Consider the following 18,875-nt stretch of genomic DNA (forward strand, 5'->3'; position numbering starts at 1 on the left):
GGGTCGTGCACGCCGACGACGGTGACGATGGCGTCCTTCGGCGGGATCGGCGCAGCAAGGGGGGTGTAGAGCCGGTAGCGGGACCGGGTGGCGCCCGCCCACGGCTGCTGAGCGTCCGGCACGCCCGGGAGCTCGCCGAGCGCGTTCGTGGACAGGACCGCGCCCCGACATCATCACCCCACCCGACTTCGCCCTCGGAGGCTTCGCATGACCGAGCCGTCCATGGCCTGGCGCGCCCGACACGTCCGCATCACCGCCGACGGGCCCGGTGCCGACGTTCGACTCGACGACCAGGACATCAGCCCCCACGTTGCCGGCTACACGATCGAGCATCGCGTCGGCGAGCGGCCCGTCGTCATCCTCCACGCCCTGCCCACCGGCCAGGCGGTTTTCGAGGGCATGGCGCAGGTCGCTGTCGGCCGTCCCGCCAACCCCGCGGCCGCGGTCGTCGACTTCCTGCAGGGCATCGACCCGAAGAGGCTCGAGCAGGCCGCTCTCGAACGCGACGACCTTACGGGGGAGCGCTACGACCTTGCCCGGGCCATGGTCGCCCAGCTCGCCGACTGGGCGCAGGAGGGGGACACCTGATGGCTGGACTCGACGCGGCCCTTGCCGGCGCGGTCGCCTTCATCGCCGGCAACATCCTCATCGACACCGTGCGCGTCACCCTGCCCACCAGCGGGGAGCCCGTCCTGAACGAGGACACCGGCCAGCTCGAATACCCGGCCGCCGGGCAGGTGCTGTACGAGGGCCCGGGCGCGGTCCTGTCCACGAACGCGCTCGGCGAGCTCCCGGGCGTGCCGGACGCTCAGCAGCCGTGGGCGGGCGCCACCCGGTCCCGCTACCGGCTCTACACCCCCCTTGCTGCGCCGATCCCGCCGAAGGACGCCATCGTCACCGTCGTCGGCGTGCACGACCCCGGCCGCACCTCCCTCATGGGCCGGTCGTGGATCTGCAACGACCCCGGCCGCGTGTCCACCGTCGAAGTCGTCCGCATCACGAGCCTCGACCAGAACCGGGTCCCCGAGGCAGGCCCCTGATGCCCGCGGACATGACTCCCGAGGAGCTCGCGGCCCGGCTCGAGCAGGCCGCCGACGATGTGGCGCCCGCGATCCGGCGGCAGATGCGCAGGGTCGGCCCCCGCGGTGTCGCCGCGATCCGTCGGCACGCCGCCGGACGCCCCGGGCCGAACATCATCACCGGCCACTACCGGGCCTCATGGACCGACCGGCACTGGGCCATCCCCCACGGGGCCCTGTGCACCATCGGCACCCGCGCCCCGCAGGGACGCCGGCTCGAGTTCGGGTTCTGGGACATGTACGACTCCCTGGGCCGGCACTTCTACCAGCCGCCCTACCCGCACGTGCAGCCCGCCCTCCCCGAGATCGGTGCCGTGTTGCGGGATGCCATGGGCGACGCGATCGAGGAGGTCCTGTCGTGATCTCGCGCCGGAAGTTCTCCAGGGCTGCCTGCCAGCTGCTGGCCGCCGAGTCGGAGATGCCCGTGGGCCGCGGCAAAGCGCCGGTCGATGTGGAGCACCCGCCGTACTACCTGGCCTACGCCATGGGCCTCGAGCTCCCCAACGAGACCCTGGCCGACGAGCATGCGGACGCGTCGATCGTCATTCAGTTCACCGCCGTGTCCGGGCCGGACCCGGAAATCCCCGACTCCGGGGGCAACCTCGACCAGGTCGAGTGGATGGCAGACAAGGCCCGCGAAGTGTTCCTCGCCCGCGACCCGGCGACCGGCCTGTGGCTTCACGAGATCAACGTGCCCGGCGTGCGTGTCTACGGCCGCAGTCTGGAGACGGAAGCGGGGGGAACGAATGATCCCGCTGATGCCATCATCGGATACGTGCAGCGATTCAGGTTCGACCTGACGCCCGCCTGACTAGAGGTCAGGCGTTCACCGCACCGCGGCGGGACCCCACGCGGACGAGCCACCCGGTGGCCGAGACGAGCAGCCACACGAGTGAGCAGGGGTTCCCATCATGGGCAGGTTTTCCCGCAAGGGCGTCACGAAGATTCTCTTCGCCGACACCGTCGCCTCCACCGCATACATCCCCACCCGCGCCGAGATCACCGGCGCCACCGCCCTCACGAAGGCGATCGCCTCCGTCGAAGGTTTCTCCCTGGAGAACCAGGAGATCGAGACGCCGGACCTCGAGTCCACGTTCACGTCGAAGATCCCCGGTGACGACCAGGCCGCCGACAGCTCCCTGACGTTCTACGAGGACGACGCCGAGGACACCCTTGAGGAGGCCCTCGCGAAGGGCACCACGGGTTTCATCATCATCCTCCGCAAGGGCGACGTCCCCACGTCCAAGTCGATGGACGTCTACCCGGTGCGTGTCGCGTCGAAGTCGGCCGCGATCACCGTGGACAACGAGGCCGCGAAGTGGATGGTCAAGTTCTCCATCACCGACACGCCGGCTCTCGATGTCGAAGTGCCGGCCGCGGCCTGACCTCTGGCGGTACGACCCCTCTCACTCCTGGCCGGGCCCGACGTGTTCGGGAAGGGGCGCCTCGGCGCCTGGCCAGGTTCCCCTTCCCTGACGGAGGACCCACCCCCATGACGAACGCGAAGAAGCAGCCCTCGGTCCGCGACCGGCTCAAGGCTCGCGCCCGCCCGACCTCCCGGTTCACGATCTGCGACGACCCGAAGGTCAAGGAGAACCTCGACCGGGCCCGGTACGCGCTCGCCCTGGCCGAAAGCCAGGCCGACACGACCGGCGAGGACGGGGCGAAGGCTGTCGAAGCCGCGCAGAAGAAGGCCGACGAGGCGCAGGCCGCCTACGACGCCGAAGCGATCGTGCTCACGTTCCAGGCCCTGGACCGGCCCGCGTTCGAGGCCCTCAAGCGCGCCCACCCGCCGACCGAGGCCGAAGCCGAGGAAGGCGCCCAGTTCAACGCCGAGACCCTCGCACCCGAACTGATCGCAGCCGCCAGCTGCGACGACATCACCGTCGACGAAGCCCGCGAGTACCTCGACACCTGGTCCACCGGTGAAGCCATCGCCCTTTACACCGCGGCGTACAGCATCCAGTCCGAGACCAGCCGCGTGGACGTGGGAAAAGGCTGATCGCCGATGACCAGTTCCGTGCTGAACTCGAACTGTGCGACCGCTGGGGCATCCCGCACAGCCAGTTCATCGGCGCCGGTGACGGCACCTGGACCGTCCGGGACCGGGAGAAGGCACTCGCCTACCAGGCCTACCAGCGGACCGTGTGCCCACAGTGCGGCACCCGCGACGACGACTGGGACCACGGCGGCGACGACGGCGAAGACCAGTACGCGGTCACGGTGCAGAAGTGCGTCGGCTGCGAAGTCATCGCCGACAAGCAGAAGGACCTTGAGCGGGACGGCACGTCCCTGCACGGGATCAAGGTCGGCCTCATGCCGGCCGCCGTCCACGCGGCCCTGCAGGTAGAGCGAGAAGCACGAAGGCGCCGGCGGCGCGACGACGACAACGAGTGAGGGGAGGGCACGGTGGCCAACTGGAACCTGAGCGTTGACCTGCGCGGCCGCGGCACCAGCCTGGACCGGGCGCTGCGCCAGTCCGCCCGCGAGGCACGCTCCCTGGCCACCGCGGCCCGCCAGGCCCGCACCGAGGTCCAATCCCTCGGCACCGCGTCCCGCACCACGACCGGGCACATGCGCGCCCTCGGTAACGCCACCCGCACCGCCAACCGCAACCTCACCGCCACCGCACGGCAGGCCCGCGAAACCGCACGCCAACTCCGGCAGGTCGCCACCGCCGCCACCCAGGCCGACGCCAGACTCCGCGCCCTGAACCGCAACGTCCGCGTCCGGGTCCGGCTCGACAACAACACCAGGCCCGGGATCGCGGCCGTCCGCGCCAGCATCGCCGGCCTCCGGCGCCTCGACCCGGTACGCATGCGTGTCGAAGTCGACGCCGACGCCACCGCAGCTGCTGCGGCACTCACTGCCGCCCAGCAGGCAGCCCGCCGCGCGTCCATCACCCTGCGCGCCCTCGCCACCCGCGCCCGCGCAGCAGCACGCGAACTCGACGACCTGGCCACCAGCGCCACCGGCGCCACCACCACCCTGACCGGCCTGGCCGCGGCCGCCCGGGCCGCGTCCACCAGCCTGCGCTCCGTCAGCGGCGACACCCGCACCCTGCGCCGTGACGTCGACGACCTCAACGACTCCCTCAACACGCTCACCGGACGCCTCGGCGCCCTCCCCGGCACCCTCGGCGGGCTCACCGGCTCCACCACCGCAGCCTCCTCCAGCAGCAAGAAGCTCCTGCAGACCCTGCTGCTGCTGTCGACCGCCCTGATCCCTATCGCCGCGTCGATCGCCCCGATCGCCGCAGGGCTCGGTGCCGGCACGGTTGCGGTCGGCGTGTTCGGCCTCGCCCTCGCCGGCCAGATCAAGGCCATGTCCACGGCGTCCGAGGCGCAGCAGAAGTACCAGGACGCGGTCCGCGAAAGCGGGAAGGGCAGCACCGAAGCAGCGGCCGCAGAGAAGGAGTACCTCGCACAGCTGCGGAAGATGCCGCCCGAGACCCGCCGCGCGGTCGCCGCCCTGCAGGTCTTCAAAACCGAGTACAAGGACTGGTCCAACTCCCTGGCCGGCGACACGATGCCGGTCGCCATCAAGAGCATGGGCACCATGCAGGCCCTCCTGCCCAAGCTCACCCCGCTGGTCCGTGGAACCGCGGGCGAGCTGGACCACATGATGACCGTCCTCGCCGGCGGCACCCAGTCCGCCGGCTTCACCCGCTTCATGGACACCTTCACCCGGTTCGCCACCGACACCCTCGCCAAGGCCACAAGCGGCATGGTCGCCTTCACCCGCTCCATGTCCGACGCGGACACCCGCGGCGGATGGGCCGAGTTCTGGGACTACGCCCGCCAGAACGCCCCCCTCGTCGGCGACGCACTGTCCGAGCTCGCCACGTCGATGAGCCACATCATCATCGCCGCCTCCGACATGGGCGTGTCCGTCCTCCAGGTCCTCGAGGCCGTCGCCCGCGCGTTCAACTCGATTCCGACCGAGGTCCTGTCGACCGCGCTCACCCTGTACACCACCCTCAAGCTCGTCTCCATGGGCGTCGCTGCCCTGTCCGCCGTCACCGGCGGCGCCGCGGCCGCGCGCCTGGCCGCCTACTTTGCCGTCATGCGCGCCGCGGGCATCGGCACAACCCTGCGCGCCACGGCCGCCTCCATGTCCGCGGTCTCCAAGGCCACCATCGGCCTCGGCGTCCTCGCCATTGCCGCCATCGGCATCGACAAGCTCGCCCAGAAGGCCCGCGGCGCGCCCCCGGACGTCGACAAGCTCACCACCAGCCTGAAGAACCTCGCCCGCACCGGCGAATTCACCGGCGAGATGAAGAAGACGTTCGGCGACATCGACGGCTTCGTCGAGAAGCTGGAGACGCTGAAGAAGAAGACTGCGGAACTGGAGGAAACCCGCGAGGGGGGTGCCACCGGACTCGGCCGTATCCCGATCCTCGACGACGTCGGCGACTGGCTGTCCGACCGGATCAGCGACATCGACGAGGGCCAGGAGTCCATCAAGGCCCTTGAAGAGGACTTCAAGGGCTTCGACGAGGCCATGGCACGGCTCGCCACCTCCGGCTATGGGGAGCAGGCGGCGAAGGACTTCTCCCTCATCAAGGAGGCGCTGAAGGGCAAGGGCTACTCCGACGCCGAGATCAACGACCTGGTGCCGAAGTACCGGGCCGCGGTCGAGAATCTGAAGGCCGAGCAGGCCCTCGCAGCCGCCGGCATGGGGTTGTTCGGTGAGCAGGCGCTCGCGGTCAAGCAGAAGCTCGACGCCCAGCGCCAGTCGGCCGACGGGCTCCGCGGAGCGATCCAGGCCCTCAACGACGTCAACCGCGCCGCACTCGGCGGGATGATCGGCTTCGAGGCCAGCATCGACGCCGCCGCGACTGCGGCGAAGGAGAACGCCGGCTCGCTGAAGATGGTCAACGGCGAACTCGACCTCAACAGCCCGAAGGCCCAGGCTGCCGCGACCGCACTCCAGGACCTTGGCGCCAAGACCGACGAGGCCGCGGCCGCCGCCCGCGCCTCGGGCAAGCCGTGGGAAGACGTCAACGCCATCTACCAGCGCGGCAAGGACAGCATCGTCCAGTTCGGCCAGCAGATGGGCCTCACCAAGGACCAGGCCCGGCTCCTCGCCGAACAGATCCTGACCATCCCCGCAGACAAGACCTTCGACATCGAGATGAACCGCGAGGACGCCATCGCGGGCCTCGACCAGGTCATTGCCAAAATCGAAGCCACCCCGGGGCAGAAATCCGTCACGGTCGACGCGCTCACCGCGAACGCCATGGCGCTGCTGAACAGCCTCGGCTACAAGACCGAGACCCTCCCGAACGGCAGCGTCCGCGTCACCGCGAACACCGGCCAAGCCATCAGCGGCCTGGCCGCGGTCAAGGGCATGCGGGACTCCCTGCGCGACAAGACGATCACCATCACGACGAACTACGTCGTCACCGGGAACCAGGCCCGCCGCTCCGGCGCGCACGGATCCCAGCTCGCGAACGCAGACGGCTCCATCACGGACTACTACGCCAACGGCGGCATCCAGCAGGGCGGACTCCGGCACTTCGCGAACGGCGCCGAGAACCACGTCGCCCAGATCGCCCCCGCGGGCACCTGGCGAGTCTGGGCAGAGCCGGAGACCGGCGGCGAAGCCTACGTGCCCCTCGCCCCCGGCAAGCGCGCCCGCTCACGGGCCATCACCGAAGAGACCATCCGCCGGCTCGGCGGCGACCCGTCCACGGTCCAGTGGAACGCCGACGGCGCGGTCACCGACTGGCGCTACGACCCGTCCACCGGCTCCCTGTACAGCCCCGGCGACATCGCGGGCGCAGGCAGGAAGACCAAGCAGGTCAAGGGCAAAGAGGTCTCCTACTACGACCTCGGCGCGGTGGAGAAGAAGCTGCATGCCGCCGCCCGGGCGACGCAGGCCTGGAACCGCGACCTGCAGAAGGTCGCCGACCGGGCCGGCGGGGACGTCGCGGACGCGCTCGCCGCCATGGGCGACGAGGGCGTCGCCCTGGCCAAGAAGATGGCCAACGGCTCCGACACGTACATCCGGCAGATGTCCGAGTCGCTGCGAAAGCTGTCTGAGCAGGCTAAGGCCAGTCTCACGGATTACACGCGGCAGCTGACCAGCAACAACAAGCTGGACGCCGAGTTCTCCAAGAACCTGTCGATCCTCGCCGGGCGCGGCTACGGAGACCTGGCAGCGCAGCTCGCGGCGCAGAACGACACTGCCGCCCAGCAGCTGGCCGCGGCCGCGGTCCAGGACAACAAGAAGGCCGCCGGTGCGAACGCCGCGGCGAGGACCGCGAACAGTCAGCTCACCTCGGACGAGGTGCAGACCCTGGTGTCCATCATCGCCGCCATCAAGAACAGCAAGACGGGCATCCACGCGGTCGCCGACACGACGGGCATCGGCGAGGACGAGATCGTCAGCATCGCCACCAAGGCCAAGGCGCAGATCAGCTCCAGCCTCGGCTCCCGGGCGCAGAAGTTCCTCGCCGACCTCGCCCGCGCTCAGAAGGGCCTGTCCTTCGCGAACGGCGGCATCCGGGCCGGCTTGTACGCCACCCGTGCCGGGGCCGTCACCTTCGCCGAGCCCGAGACCGGTGGCGAAGCGTACGTGCCGCTCGGGGCGCACAAGCGCCGCCACGCCATGCCCGTCCTCCGGGACGTCGCCCGCCGGTTCGGAGTCGGCCTCACCGACGCCACCGGCGGCCGGCAGGTCGTCGTCATCCGGCAGTCCGGCGACACCCACGTCACCGTCCAGCCCGTCCGCAGCGAGGCAACCGCCTCCGACATCGGCGCCCAGGTCGGCCGCTCCGTCCGCCGCGCCAACAGGGGAGGGGTGAACGCCCGTGCCTGACATCACCCTCTTCGAGGGGCAGGTCGACCTCGGCGGTGTCGCCATCGGCAAGGGCACCGTCGTCAACATCCTCGACATCACCGGCCTCGGCCGGCCCCCGGTCCGGGACAACGACGTCGACCGACCGTCCATGGACGGGGCGTGGGCGGGCCCGGACTACTGGGCTGCCCGGCAGATCCAGATCGACGCCGCCATCAAGATCCCCGGCGACGGCCCGGCATGCGAGGCAATGCTCGCCACCTTGCAGGCTGCGGCCGCCGACACGGCGCTGCGGCTGACGGGCGGCTCGTCGATGCCGCTGCGGATCCTGCGCCCGGGCGGCATAACGAAGCGCGTCAACGGCCGCCTGCGGCGCCTCGACGCCGAATACGGGCAGGTCAAGCACGGCTACATGCCCCTGGACATCGAGGTCATCGCCCACGACCCGACCTGGTACGCCGACACCGAGCAGGTCGTCGAGGTCCCGCTCGGCTGGCTGTCCGGCGGCGGCTTCACCGCCCCAGTGCAGGCTCCGATCGTCGTCACCTCCGGTGCGACCGCAGCGGACCGGCCCGGCTGGGTCACGAACGCCGGCGATTCGGACGCGTGGCCCGTCATCCGTATCACCGGCCCCTGCTCCAACGTCACGATCACCCACGCCGACTCCGGCAGGCAGATCAAACTGCCCGGCCTCGTGCTGACGGCCGGCCAGTGGGTGGAGATCGACACCAGGCCCGGGGTCGTCACCGTCACCCGCGACAACGGCGGCAACGCGGCCGCGTACGTCTCCCCAGCTTCCCGGATCGACCAGTTCTCCCTGCCTCCCGGCCAGTCCGAGATGCGCTGGACCGCCGTCGACCCGACCAACACCGCCCGCATGCGCCTCACCTGGCGTGACGCCTACATCGCCCTCTGAGGAGCACTGACCATGACTTTGTTCCAGGCCCCGATCCTCACCGACGGCGCCACCCATTCGGCGCAGCAGTTCCGCATGCTGGTGCGCGACCTGGCCCGCGGCAATGAGGGCATCACCGAAGGGGACGACCTGAAGGTGACCGAGCTCGACACCCCAGGCGGCGGGGTTCAGATCAGTGACGGGTCCGGCATCGTCACCGGCCGCGTCAACGCCTTCCAGGGCTCCTACTCGGTAGCCAACGTCGGCGTCGACACCGTGGACGTGGCCGCGAACGGCGGGGGTGCCACCCGCTACGACATGGTCATCCTCCGAGTCGAAGACCCCGAGTACGAGGGCACCCTCGACCCGGCGCCTGGTGAGGACTACATCAACTACTTCGACGTGATTCCGAACGTCGGCTCCACGGCGACCACGATCCCTGGCGGGCTGACCGGCATCCCGCTCGCCCGGATCGCGATCCCCGCAGCCACGTCGGTCATCACCGACGGCATGATCACCGACCTGCGGAAGGTCGCCAACCCCCGCCGCGAACGCCGCCTCTACGTCCAGACCCCGACCAGCAGCAGCACGGCCATCAGCGGTACCTCCAGCACTCCCACGTACTTCTCCACCGCCGCAGGCTGGACCATCGACGTCCCCGAGTGGGCGACGCAGGCCATCATCAGCTTCAGCATCGGCGGTCTCCGCCTGTCGAGCGGCGACTACTACGGCAACATCTCCGCCACCTTCGGCGCCGCTCTCGTCGTGGAGCCGGTCATCGTCGATGACGACCAAGGCGGTGGCGTCCGACGCCCCACGCACATTATGGGCGACACGCTCACAATCCCCGACGCCTACCGCGGCACCAGCCAGCTCCTGCGCGCCCGCGGTCTTGCCGCTGCGGGGAACGCAGGCTCCATGCAGATCGACGCCTCCAGCACGCTGATCGCGGACGTGGAGTTCGTGGAGGCGCCGCGGTGACCGGCCTGGCCCCCGTGGACAGAGTCCTTACCCGGCACGCGCTGACGGGGGAGTGGCTCACCCTCGCCCTCCCCGTGCAGGACCTCACCTACGGTCCCGAGCTCAACGGCCCGGGGAGCCTGACGGGACGCTTGTCGCCACGCCTCATCTCCCAGCACCCCTCGTTCCTGGATCCGGGCACGACGTTCATCTACGTGGAGGCCGCGGGGCAGCTCCGCTGGGGCGGCCTGATCTGGCACGCCGAACCCCAAGGCGACACCTTCTCCTTCGAGGCCGCCTCGTGGTCGTCGTACCTGGAGCACCGCTACGACCTCGACGGTCAGTTCGGCGGCCGCGGCCCGTACACGAACGAAGACCCGACCGTGGTCATCCGGGACATCTGGGAGTACGCCCAGGGCGTTGCCGACGGCAGCATCGGCGTCACCGTCGACGCCACCCGCTCCACCGCCAAGGTCGGCACCACCCAGGAGTCCTACAAATCCAACTGGTGGGACTCCAAGACCCTCGGCTCCCACCTGGACGACCTTGTATCCGGCGAAGCGACCCCCGACTACACGTGCGATGTCGCCTGGAACGGCGACAAGACCGCGCCCGTGCACCGCCTCCGCCTCGGCTGGCCCCGCCTCGGAGCCCGCCGCACCGACATCAGCTTCTCCTCCGGCGTCAACATCATCGACGAACCCACCGTGCCCCTGGCCGGCGACGACTACGCCCAGGTCGTCATCGGCATGGGTGAGGGGGAGGGCTCCGCGAAGCGCAGGGCCGTGTCCGCGGTCCGCAACGGCAGGCTGCGCCTGGAGCACGTCGCCGACTACCCCGGCATCAAAGCCGAAGACGTCCTCGCCTCCCAGGCCGGCGCCGACCGCAAGCGCCGCGAGGTCCTCGGCAGCGTCGACCAGATCACCGTCCGCGACACGGCCGCGGCCCGATTCGGGTCGTGGCAGGTCGGCGACGACGTGTACGTCCGCGTCCACAACCACTGGGTGAGCTACGTGGGGTGGCGCCGGATCACCGGCTGGACCATCCAGACCGCCGCCAAGGGCGGCCCCCAAGCCGTCATCGACCTCAAGCCCGCCGACGCCTACACCTACGCAGGAGTCTGACCGTGACTGACATCGGCAAGATGCTCGCCGACATGGACCGCCGACTGAAGGCCGTGGAGCGCGCCTCCCGCCTGTCGAAGGCGTCGATCGACGACACTGCGCTCGAGGTCAGAGACGGCACGGGCAGCCTCCGCGGCATCCTCGGACAGCAGGCCGACGGCACCACCGCCGTCAACATCGTCAACGGCGGCCCTCCGCCGGCACCGTCCACGCCGACCGCCGAGCCGGCCCTCGGCGGCATCGGCATCACCTGGGACGGCACCTTCGCCGACGGGCAGGTCATCCCCCTCGACTGGGCCCGCACCGAAGTCCACGCCTCCACCGAAGCCGCGTTCACGCCGAGCCCCGACACGCTCCGGGCCACGATCGAGACCGCGCAAGGCGGCATCGTCTACACCCCGTCCCCGGACCCCCTGTACGTCGCGCTCCTGGCCCGCAACACCTCGGGCACGGCGTCCGAGGCCACAGCTGTCGTCGGCCCCTACGCGCCGAAGCCCGTCGCCGGCGAGCTCGGCCCCGGTGCCATCACCGAGACCCACATAGCCGACGGCGCGGTCACCACCCCCAAGGTGTACGCCAACGCCATCACCACGGCGCTCCTCGCCGCCGGATCCGTGGACGCGACCGCCCTCAAGGCCGATGCCATCACCGGCAAGGTCATCACCGGCGGCACCATCAACGGCGCCGAGTTCCACTCCGACGACGGTGCCGGCGGCCTCGTCGACATCGAATCCGGCAGCATCGTCGCCACCGCCTCCACCGGCTGGAAAGCCGTCATCGACCCCACCGGCACCGTCCCTGCCATCGGCTTCCTCAACAGCCTCGGCGACACAGCAGGCGTCATCGAAGCCACCGGCACCGACTCCCAGCCCGCCCTCACCATCAACTCCGGAATGTTCGCCGACGGCCCTGTCACCGACTGGGTCTGGAACCAGTACATCGGCCAGGGCACCGTCAACAACTTCTGGCGGGTCCGCCGCGTGTCCGCGTCCGACGTCAACGTCGTCACCGGCGGCTACTTCTTCGCCGGCCACGACCGCGTGCAGGTTGCGTTCGTCGACACCCAGACCGCCGGCGCCGACACCTACCTGGAAATCACCGACGGGCAGATCCGTCTCGTCGCTGGACGAGTCCTCGTCCAGCCGAACGCCTCCGCCAACTCCGCGTTCTTCGTCAACACCGCCTCCGGCCACACCGGGAACGTCGCCCGCTTCCAGCTCAACGGCGCCGACAAGCTCGTCGTCGGCCCGACCGGCGACACGACCATCACCGGCGCCACCACGATGACCGGCAACGTGGGCGTCACCGGCAACCTGACCGCCACCGGCAAGGTCGCCGGCCAGTACGGCGACTACAACGAAGAAGGCACCTGGTCGACGGTCTCCTTCAACTCCTGGGTGCAGACCACCCACGCCACCTACCAGACCCTGCGCGTCTCCCGCGGACTCAAACGCGCCCGCCTCGACGGCGTCGGCCAGGTCGGCACCGCCATCGCAGCAGGCGGCACCCAGTCCGCATTCACCGTCCCTGCCGGATACCGGCCACTCAAGGAGCACTACTACGCCGTCCCGAACATCACCGGCGGCAGCCCCGCGCACATCGGCTGCCGCGTCGGCACAGACGGCGTCGTCACCATCTGGTCCACCGCCGCCGTCAGCGTCGGCGCCCTGTACGACTTCACACGGGTCGACTGGCCCCTGAACTGACCCCGATCGAGCGGTGGCAACGCTCGGGCGAATCGTGCCCAGACTGAAGGGCATGCCTCGAATCTCCCGCATGCGCCGCGGACTCATAGCCACGGCCGCTGCCCTCACCGCCGGCAGCGCCATGGTGGCCGTCACCACGCCGCCCGGGCCCGTCTACTCCGGCCCCGGGTGGAAGGCCAGCACCGTCCGCCCCCTCCTGTCCATCCACCCCGACCCGTACTACATCGTGTTCGCCGACGCCACGGCCCGCTCCATCCTCAAGCCCTACTTCACCGGCCCGGCCGCGCAGATCACCGCCATCACCGGCGTTCCCGTCGTCGTCACCGACATCCTCGACACCACCCCCGTCGGCACCTGCCCCGGCCGGCACCGCATCATCGTCACCTACGAGCACCAACCCATGGGCGTCACCGCCTACTCCCAGGCCCGCCCCTGCTACTCCATCGCCGACAACAGCGCGTGGGGCGGACACGTCCGCATGGACTCCGAGTACTGGGAGGTCCCGGCCTGGTTCTCCACCAACAGCACGACGAACGAGACCTACCGCAAGAACCTGTCCGCGCACGAGCTCGCGCACATCTTCGGCCTGGACCATCCGAACGAAGACCACGACGGCGACGGCACCGTCGAGCGCTTCGAGTGCGTGAAGAACGCCGCGGGCTGGACCCCCACCCAGTGCTCCCCGAACGGCGGCGACCGCTCCGCCACCGGCGCCGGGAAGTACGTCGCCGACTTCGACGCCAAGGGCCTCAAGCAGATGGCCGACAACTACTGGCTCCGCCAGGGCATCACCCCGTGACCATGCTCTGATCCGCTGGGGGAACGCCCGCTCGAACAGCCCGTACGCTGGGCATCAGCGGGCGACCCTCCGCCCCGGCACCACCCCCGAGGGACTGCCACCAGCCACAGCTGGAGCAGACACGACCCATCAGCTCTGGGCGCGGGGAAGTGCAGGAGCAGGGCGAGTGCCCACACTCGACATCACCGAGTACCCGGTCAAGCCACACCTTGGCCGGCACCGGGTGCTGGACCCGCGCAGCCTCGCCTACCGGCGCCCCTACGACGGGCACACCCTCCGGGCGACCGCGTGGGAGCCCCGCATCCCCGTCCTCGACCAGACCCGCCTCATCGCCCAAGGCGTGCACACAGCCGCCGGGTACGGACTCGACGAGGACGTCGACGCGCTCGCCTCCTGCACAGGCAACGCCGCCACCGCCCTCCTGTCGATCCTCCTCACCCCACCCGAAGCCGCCGCTGCCGGCCTCAACCTCCACGACCCGGCCGACGCCCAAGCGTTCGCGATCGGCCTGTACGCCGACGCCACCATCCGGGACCGCTGGCAGCAGTACACGTGGCCCACAGACGACGTCGGCTCCTCCGGCCTCGGCGTCGCCAAAGCCCTCCGGGACCGCGGCCTCATCGACCAGTACGGGCACGCCACGACCGCCGAAGAACTGTGCATGCTCCTGCAGACCGGCCCCGTCCTCCTCGGCATGCCCTGGCACGCAGCGTTCTCCGACCCCGACAGTGACGGGTTCGTCGACCACGACCCGACCTGGGCGGACAGCCCCCTCGAGGGCGGGCACGAGGTGTGCGTCATCGCCCTCGAATCCGTCGCCACCGTCGACGGCACCCTCGACCTCGACCACACCTACCTGCGGTTCAGGAACAGCTGGTCAGGAACGTGGGGCGACCACGGCGACGGCCGGCTGCGCCTGTCCACCTACCAGGCCCTCCGCGCCCAGTCCGACGTCATCCAGCCCCGACACGACGGAGTCACCCTGCCATGAGCACCAGCCCCCGCGAGTTCCACGTCGCGGTCGACCACCTCGACCCCGACACGCTCGAGACGACGACCGACTACTACGGCACCTGCACGCAGGCCCACGTCGACGAGGTCCGCGCCATCGCCGACCTGGAGGACACGGACCGGCACGTCCGGGAGCACCCGCGTCTGCCAGACGCTTTCATGGTGCTCCGCGCGGACGGCGCCCTGGACGTGTACGTGCCGACCGACACCTCGGCGTTCGAGGTCCGGCAGCCGGACGAGAGCAGCCGCACCGAGGCGGCCGAGGACATGCCCCGTGGCGCGTCCGGGCCCGCCTACATCGACGGCGCCGTCCGCTTCGGCAGCCAGTCCATCGGCGGCGCCATGGACACCCCCGGCACCCCGCCCCGGGTCACCTGGCACACCACCGAGTCCCCGGCCGGCAAGGCGTACTTCTACTCCATCGCCTCCTACCTGATGCGCGTCGGTGCCGAGCCCCAGGTCATCTACGACCCCGACACGGACCTGCTGGGCCAGTTCGGGCCGCTGACCAAGTCCGGGCGCGCCCTGCGGAACGACGGCTCCCGTCGCACCAACCGCGAGGGCAAGGTCAACATTCAGGTCGAGGTCCTCGGCCGCGCGAAGTCCCCGTGGACGAAGGGCTTCGACCCGGCGAAGAAGCCGAACTACCGGAAGCTGATCGCCGCGGCCCGGGCACACGGCGTCCCGGACGTGTGGCCGGCCGGGAAGCCGCCGGCGACCGCCGCCGCCGCGACGAACCGCAGCCGGACGACGTGGCAGACCAAGGGCGGCCACTACGGGCACTCCCAGGTCCCCGGCAACGACCACTGGGACCCGGGCGGCATCGACACGGCCATCGTCCCCGGGAAGACGAGCAGCACCCCCGCGCCCACTCCTGGGGGCGGCACGAGCTCGAGCGGCACGTACACCGTGAAGAGCGGCGACACCCTGTCCGCGATCGCGACGCGACACAAGACGACCGTCGCCACGCTCGTGAAACTCAACAACCTGCGGGACCCGGACGAGCTCGCTGTGGGCCAGCGCCTGAAGGTCCCCAGTATGAATATTGCGGCCCCGAAGCCCGCGGCGCAGTACGAGCCGTTCCCCGGGGCTGCGTTCTTCCACACCGGCCGCACCAGCCCGATCGTCACCGCCATGGGACGCCGCCTCGTCGCCGAAGGCTGCGGCCGCTACAAGCAGGGCCCCGGCCCGTCCTGGACGCTCGCCGACAAGGCGTCCTACGCCGCCTGGCAGCGCAAGCTCGGCTACTCGGGCGCGGACGCAGACGGGATCCCCGGCAAGACCAGCTGGGACCAGCTCAAGGTCCTCAAGCAGCTCTGACCCTTCCACCCCTGCACCACCTCACAGAAGAGAGACCCCCGTGAAGATCTTCGGCAGAGAGCCCGTCCTTCTCCTCGCCTTCGTTGCCGTCGCCCTCAAGCTGTCCTCCGCCTACGGCCTGGACGTGTCCGCCGAACAGCAGGGCGCCATTATGGCCGTCCTCTCCCTCGTCGTCGCCGTCGTCACCGCCGTCGTCCTCAAGACCGGCGCCGTCGCCGCAGCCCTCGTGAACCTCGCCCAGGGCGTCCTCGCTCTCTTCCTCGCCTTCGGCCTCGAGATGACCGCCGAGACCCAGGTCCTGTGGATGGCCGGTGTCGAATCCGCCGTCGCCCTGTTCCTGCGCCGAGACGTCACCGCACCCGTCGCAGCAACGCGCCTCGAGCAGTCGTCCCCGGTGAAGCCGCAGGCCCAGGCCTGATGCGTGGCCACGGCGGCTTACCGCCCCACACGGTGACCGCCGTGCCGCGGCCCCTAGGGAGGACTCGATGAGTGAGCTGTTCGGCCTGAAGGTGGGCGACGCCGGCGCGATCGGCCTCGTCGTCATCGTCGTGCTGCTCATCCTCACAGGCCGCCTCGTGCCCCGGTCCACCGTCGAGGACGTACGAGCAGACCGCGATGCCCGCTTGGCCGAGCTGACGTCCGAGCGGGACACATGGAGAGACGCACACAAGGAGAGCGAGGTCGCCCGCCAGGTCGCGCAAGGCCAGGTCGGGGAACTGCTGGAGCTCTCGCGCACCGCCGACCACCTGCTGCGATCCCTCCCTCAGCCAGATTGGGAGGTGGGCGATGGTGCGATGGATGAGACGTCTCCGTAAGTGGCTGGTGGCCCGGCACATTCCGGTGAAGCGCCCGGAGACACCGGGGCAGAAGGACGCCGACTCGGCGCTGGCGCGGGCGCAGCGTGCCCGGGTCGAGGCGGAGCGGCACAGTGATGCGGTGTCTCAGGTCGCCGGGTCGCTCGCCATGATCCGGAACCGGAACCACTTCGCCGAGATGATCGAGCGCGCCTTCGAGGGAGGCCGATGATGGAACTGGACGGCTCCCAGATGACAAACGTCGTGATCTCTGGCCTGGTCAGCGCATGCGCCCTGGTGTTCATCCTCGTGTACGGGCTGACCGCCCCGTGGTGGAGGTCGCCGATCGGCCGGCACATGATGGCGTTCTCCGCCGCGATCGGGCTCCTGTGCCTGTACACGGTCCTGATCACCGTCTGGTCCGAGGGGCTGCCCGCGACCCTGCTGCGCTCCGCGCGCGTCGGCCTCCTGATCGCCATCGGTGTCCTGCTGCTGCAGCGAACCGCGTTGGCGTACAAGGCGCAGCACCCGCCAACTGGTGACGCGGGCAGCACACCGCCGCCCGCCTAGGGATCGAAGGAGCACGTCATGACGACCGTGACCGGGAGAATCATCGGCCACGCCCGCCCTGACCGGGTGGAAGTGCGCGCGACGCTGGTGGACGCGGCCGGCCGCCGGGCGGTCGGCTACGTGGGCAGCGTGGAGGGGGAGATCGTCGGACCGGTCACAGCCTTCCCGGACCAAGCGGGTGCCTGGTCGCTGGACCTGGTCGCGAATGCCCTGGTCGTCTCGGATGTGGGAGACACGCTGTGGGAGGTGATGGAGGGCCGCGCGCTGGACGGCACTCCGGTCCTGACGCACATCCTGGTGCCCGAGGACGGCCCCTGGTGGGTCGGTGACGTCCGCGTCGACCTGGGGGACGCCCCGACTGGGGGCAGCACGGTGCTGTACGTGCCGGGCGCCGACGGGCAGGCTGGCTTGTCGGCGTACGAGGTGTGGCTAGGTGAGGGCAACGCCGGGTCGGAAGCGGTGTTCCTGGAGTCGCTGCGCGGCCCGGCGGGCGAGCCTGGGCAGGACGGCGCTCCGGGTGCACCAGGCGCGAACGGTACGGACGGAGTCGACGGAGCGAAAGGCGACACCGGGGACACCGGCCCCCAGGGGCCCCAGCCGCCGCTCGGCGACGCCGGTACCGGGCCGACAGTCGCGCTCCGATCCGACGACCCGAGCACCACCAACGCCCGCACCCCCATAGCGCACGCCACCTCGCACGCCACCGGCGGCAGTGACCTTCTCACCCCTGCCGCGATTGGCGCGCTCCCCGCGTCGGGCGGCATCGTCACCGGCAACCTCGCCGTGACCGGGGCAGCGCTCGGTGAGGACAAGCCAGCCGCGCACGGCATCGCCGCCTGGTGCTACGACCCCGCCCTCGCCGTCAACTCCACCGCCCTGGTCAACGGGAGCCTCTACCTGGTGCGCGTCGATATCGCGGCAGCCGTGACCGTGACCAAGCTCTACTGGTGGGTCGGCAACTCCGGCTCGTCGCCGGTCGCCGGGCAGAACCATGTCGGTCTCTACTCCTCCGCCGGCACGCTCCTGGCGTCTGCGAACGCCGACGCTGCCGTGTCCTCGGCCGCCCTGAAGACCACCACGATCACCGGGCAGGCGCTCACGGCCGGCGCGTTCTACTGGGTGGGCATGCTGTTCAACGCAAGTGTTCCGCCGACACTCACCCGCGCCTCCGGCTGGACCGGCGTGAACGTCGCCGCCAACCTCGGCCTCACCGCGGCAACATCCCGGTTCGCGATCAACGGCACCGGCCGCACCAGCCTTCCTGCGACCATCACGCCAGCGTCCAATGTCGGCACCGACTTCGCCGGACCTTGGGTCGCCATCGGAACCTGACTCCCTGCGGGAGCCTGGGCGCCCGTCTGGCCAACCGTCTTGTCCTACACTTTTCCGACGTTAATAACGTGATCATGCCCCTTCGGGCAGTCCCCGTGCCCGCTCCGCCGCCTTGCCCCCGCGAGCCTCATACAGGGACAAGCAGCAGCACGAAGTTCTGCGGACTCAGGCCGGCTCAGGGTGCGATCCGGCCGTTGGCGTTGAAGGCCGCGTAGGTCAGCGGCATGAGCTTCGCCCAGTGCCGTTCCATCTTCTCGCCGACCATCTCGATCTCCCGCTGCGGGAACGAGGGCACCGCGGCGTCCTCGTGCTGGGTGCGCAGCCCCAGGAAGTGCATCAGCGAGCGTGCGTTGCAGGTGGCGTACATCGACGAGAAGAGGCCGACGGGGAGCACCGCACGGGCCACCTCACGGGCGACGCCGGCGGCGAGCATCTCCTGGTACGCCTCGTACGCGTGCAGGTAGGCGTCCTCCATCACCCG

The 18,875-nt window shown here is 70.3% G+C and carries 21 protein-coding genes; 20 read left to right on the top strand and 1 reads right to left on the bottom strand.

Annotated elements, in window-relative coordinates; translation table 11 throughout:
• The first annotated feature begins 207 nt into the window (after nucleotides 1–207).
• The 20 genes from EAO77_RS35835 to EAO77_RS35930 all read left to right on the top strand — a co-directional run bounded on the left by EAO77_RS35835 (nucleotide 208) and on the right by EAO77_RS35930 (nucleotide 18,394).
• Complete coding sequence (locus EAO77_RS35835) at nucleotides 208–588, top strand: hypothetical protein (protein WP_147992485.1); 381 nt, start codon at nucleotides 208–210, stop codon at nucleotides 586–588.
• Nucleotides 588–1,040 (top strand): DUF6093 family protein, encoded by a 453-nt coding sequence (locus tag EAO77_RS35840; protein WP_147992486.1) that lies wholly within the window; start codon nucleotides 588–590, stop codon nucleotides 1,038–1,040. The genes EAO77_RS35835 and EAO77_RS35840 overlap by 1 nt, the downstream gene beginning before the upstream one ends.
• 11 nt (nucleotides 1,041–1,051) lie before the next feature.
• Entirely contained in the window at nucleotides 1,052–1,441 is a 390-nt protein-coding gene (locus EAO77_RS35845) for a hypothetical protein (RefSeq protein ID WP_147992487.1), read from the top strand.
• Nucleotides 1,438–1,890 carry a hypothetical protein gene (locus tag EAO77_RS35850; protein ID WP_147992488.1) on the top strand — a complete coding sequence of 151 codons (453 nt, stop codon included), beginning with the start codon at nucleotides 1,438–1,440 and terminating at the stop codon, nucleotides 1,888–1,890. Before EAO77_RS35845 ends, EAO77_RS35850 begins: the two co-directional genes overlap by 4 nt.
• Before the next feature lie 100 nt (nucleotides 1,891–1,990).
• Nucleotides 1,991–2,464, top strand: coding sequence for a hypothetical protein (locus EAO77_RS35855; RefSeq protein WP_147992489.1), 474 nt, complete (start codon nucleotides 1,991–1,993; stop codon nucleotides 2,462–2,464).
• Between the two features lie 107 nt (nucleotides 2,465–2,571).
• Nucleotides 2,572–3,081, top strand: a complete 510-nt coding sequence (locus EAO77_RS35860) for a hypothetical protein (protein WP_147992490.1) — start codon at nucleotides 2,572–2,574, stop codon at nucleotides 3,079–3,081.
• A gap of 143 nt (nucleotides 3,082–3,224) precedes the next feature.
• Complete coding sequence (locus tag EAO77_RS40750) at nucleotides 3,225–3,476, top strand: hypothetical protein (RefSeq protein ID WP_261994306.1); 252 nt, start codon at nucleotides 3,225–3,227, stop codon at nucleotides 3,474–3,476.
• A gap of 12 nt (nucleotides 3,477–3,488) precedes the next feature.
• Nucleotides 3,489–7,904 carry a hypothetical protein gene (locus EAO77_RS35870; RefSeq protein ID WP_147992492.1) on the top strand — a complete coding sequence of 1,472 codons (4,416 nt, stop codon included), beginning with the start codon at nucleotides 3,489–3,491 and terminating at the stop codon, nucleotides 7,902–7,904.
• A complete protein-coding gene (locus EAO77_RS35875) occupies nucleotides 7,897–8,799 on the top strand; it encodes a phage distal tail protein (RefSeq protein ID WP_147992493.1) in 903 nt (300 codons plus the stop codon). The genes EAO77_RS35870 and EAO77_RS35875 overlap by 8 nt, the downstream gene beginning before the upstream one ends.
• A 12-nt stretch (nucleotides 8,800–8,811) precedes the next feature.
• Nucleotides 8,812–9,759 carry a hypothetical protein gene (locus EAO77_RS35880; protein ID WP_147992494.1) on the top strand — a complete coding sequence of 316 codons (948 nt, stop codon included), beginning with the start codon at nucleotides 8,812–8,814 and terminating at the stop codon, nucleotides 9,757–9,759.
• Nucleotides 9,760–9,773: 14 nt separating this feature from the next.
• Nucleotides 9,774–10,862, top strand: a complete 1,089-nt coding sequence (locus tag EAO77_RS35885) for a hypothetical protein (RefSeq protein WP_147992495.1) — start codon at nucleotides 9,774–9,776, stop codon at nucleotides 10,860–10,862.
• A 2-nt stretch (nucleotides 10,863–10,864) separates the two neighbouring features.
• A complete protein-coding gene (locus EAO77_RS35890; RefSeq protein ID WP_147992496.1) occupies nucleotides 10,865–12,568 on the top strand; it encodes a hypothetical protein in 1,704 nt (567 codons plus the stop codon).
• Between the two features lie 52 nt (nucleotides 12,569–12,620).
• Nucleotides 12,621–13,367: a hypothetical protein gene (locus EAO77_RS35895; protein WP_147992497.1), complete on the top strand. Its 747-nt coding sequence runs from the start codon at nucleotides 12,621–12,623 to the stop codon at nucleotides 13,365–13,367.
• Between the two features lie 166 nt (nucleotides 13,368–13,533).
• Nucleotides 13,534–14,358 (top strand): hypothetical protein, encoded by an 825-nt coding sequence (locus EAO77_RS35900; RefSeq protein ID WP_147992498.1) that lies wholly within the window; start codon nucleotides 13,534–13,536, stop codon nucleotides 14,356–14,358.
• Nucleotides 14,355–15,698 carry a peptidoglycan-binding protein gene (locus tag EAO77_RS41595; protein ID WP_187283571.1) on the top strand — a complete coding sequence of 448 codons (1,344 nt, stop codon included), beginning with the start codon at nucleotides 14,355–14,357 and terminating at the stop codon, nucleotides 15,696–15,698. The genes EAO77_RS35900 and EAO77_RS41595 overlap by 4 nt, the downstream gene beginning before the upstream one ends.
• A gap of 40 nt (nucleotides 15,699–15,738) precedes the next feature.
• On the top strand, nucleotides 15,739–16,116 hold the full coding sequence (locus EAO77_RS35910) for a hypothetical protein (protein ID WP_147992499.1): 378 nt from the start codon (nucleotides 15,739–15,741) through the stop codon (nucleotides 16,114–16,116).
• 67 nt (nucleotides 16,117–16,183) lie between these two features.
• A complete protein-coding gene (locus EAO77_RS35915; RefSeq protein ID WP_147992500.1) occupies nucleotides 16,184–16,513 on the top strand; it encodes a hypothetical protein in 330 nt (109 codons plus the stop codon).
• The gene (locus tag EAO77_RS35920; RefSeq protein WP_147992501.1) at nucleotides 16,497–16,724 is read left to right on the top strand and encodes a hypothetical protein; all 228 of its coding nucleotides are present in this window, start codon (nucleotides 16,497–16,499) and stop codon (nucleotides 16,722–16,724) included. Before EAO77_RS35915 ends, EAO77_RS35920 begins: the two co-directional genes overlap by 17 nt.
• A complete protein-coding gene (locus EAO77_RS35925; protein ID WP_147992502.1) occupies nucleotides 16,721–17,062 on the top strand; it encodes a hypothetical protein in 342 nt (113 codons plus the stop codon). Before EAO77_RS35920 ends, EAO77_RS35925 begins: the two co-directional genes overlap by 4 nt.
• Nucleotides 17,063–17,080: 18 nt before the next feature.
• On the top strand, nucleotides 17,081–18,394 hold the full coding sequence (locus tag EAO77_RS35930; RefSeq protein WP_147992503.1) for a collagen-like protein: 1,314 nt from the start codon (nucleotides 17,081–17,083) through the stop codon (nucleotides 18,392–18,394).
• Nucleotides 18,395–18,569: 175 nt separating this feature from the next.
• Here EAO77_RS35930 and thyX read toward each other — a convergent pair.
• Nucleotides 18,570–18,875: FAD-dependent thymidylate synthase (gene thyX / locus EAO77_RS35935; RefSeq protein WP_147992504.1), on the bottom strand; the 306-nt coding region annotated here is incomplete at its 5' end.

The sequence above is a fragment of the Streptomyces sp. T39 genome (assembly GCF_008042045.1).
In the GTDB taxonomy this organism is placed as follows: Bacteria; Actinomycetota; Actinomycetes; order Streptomycetales; family Streptomycetaceae; genus Streptomyces.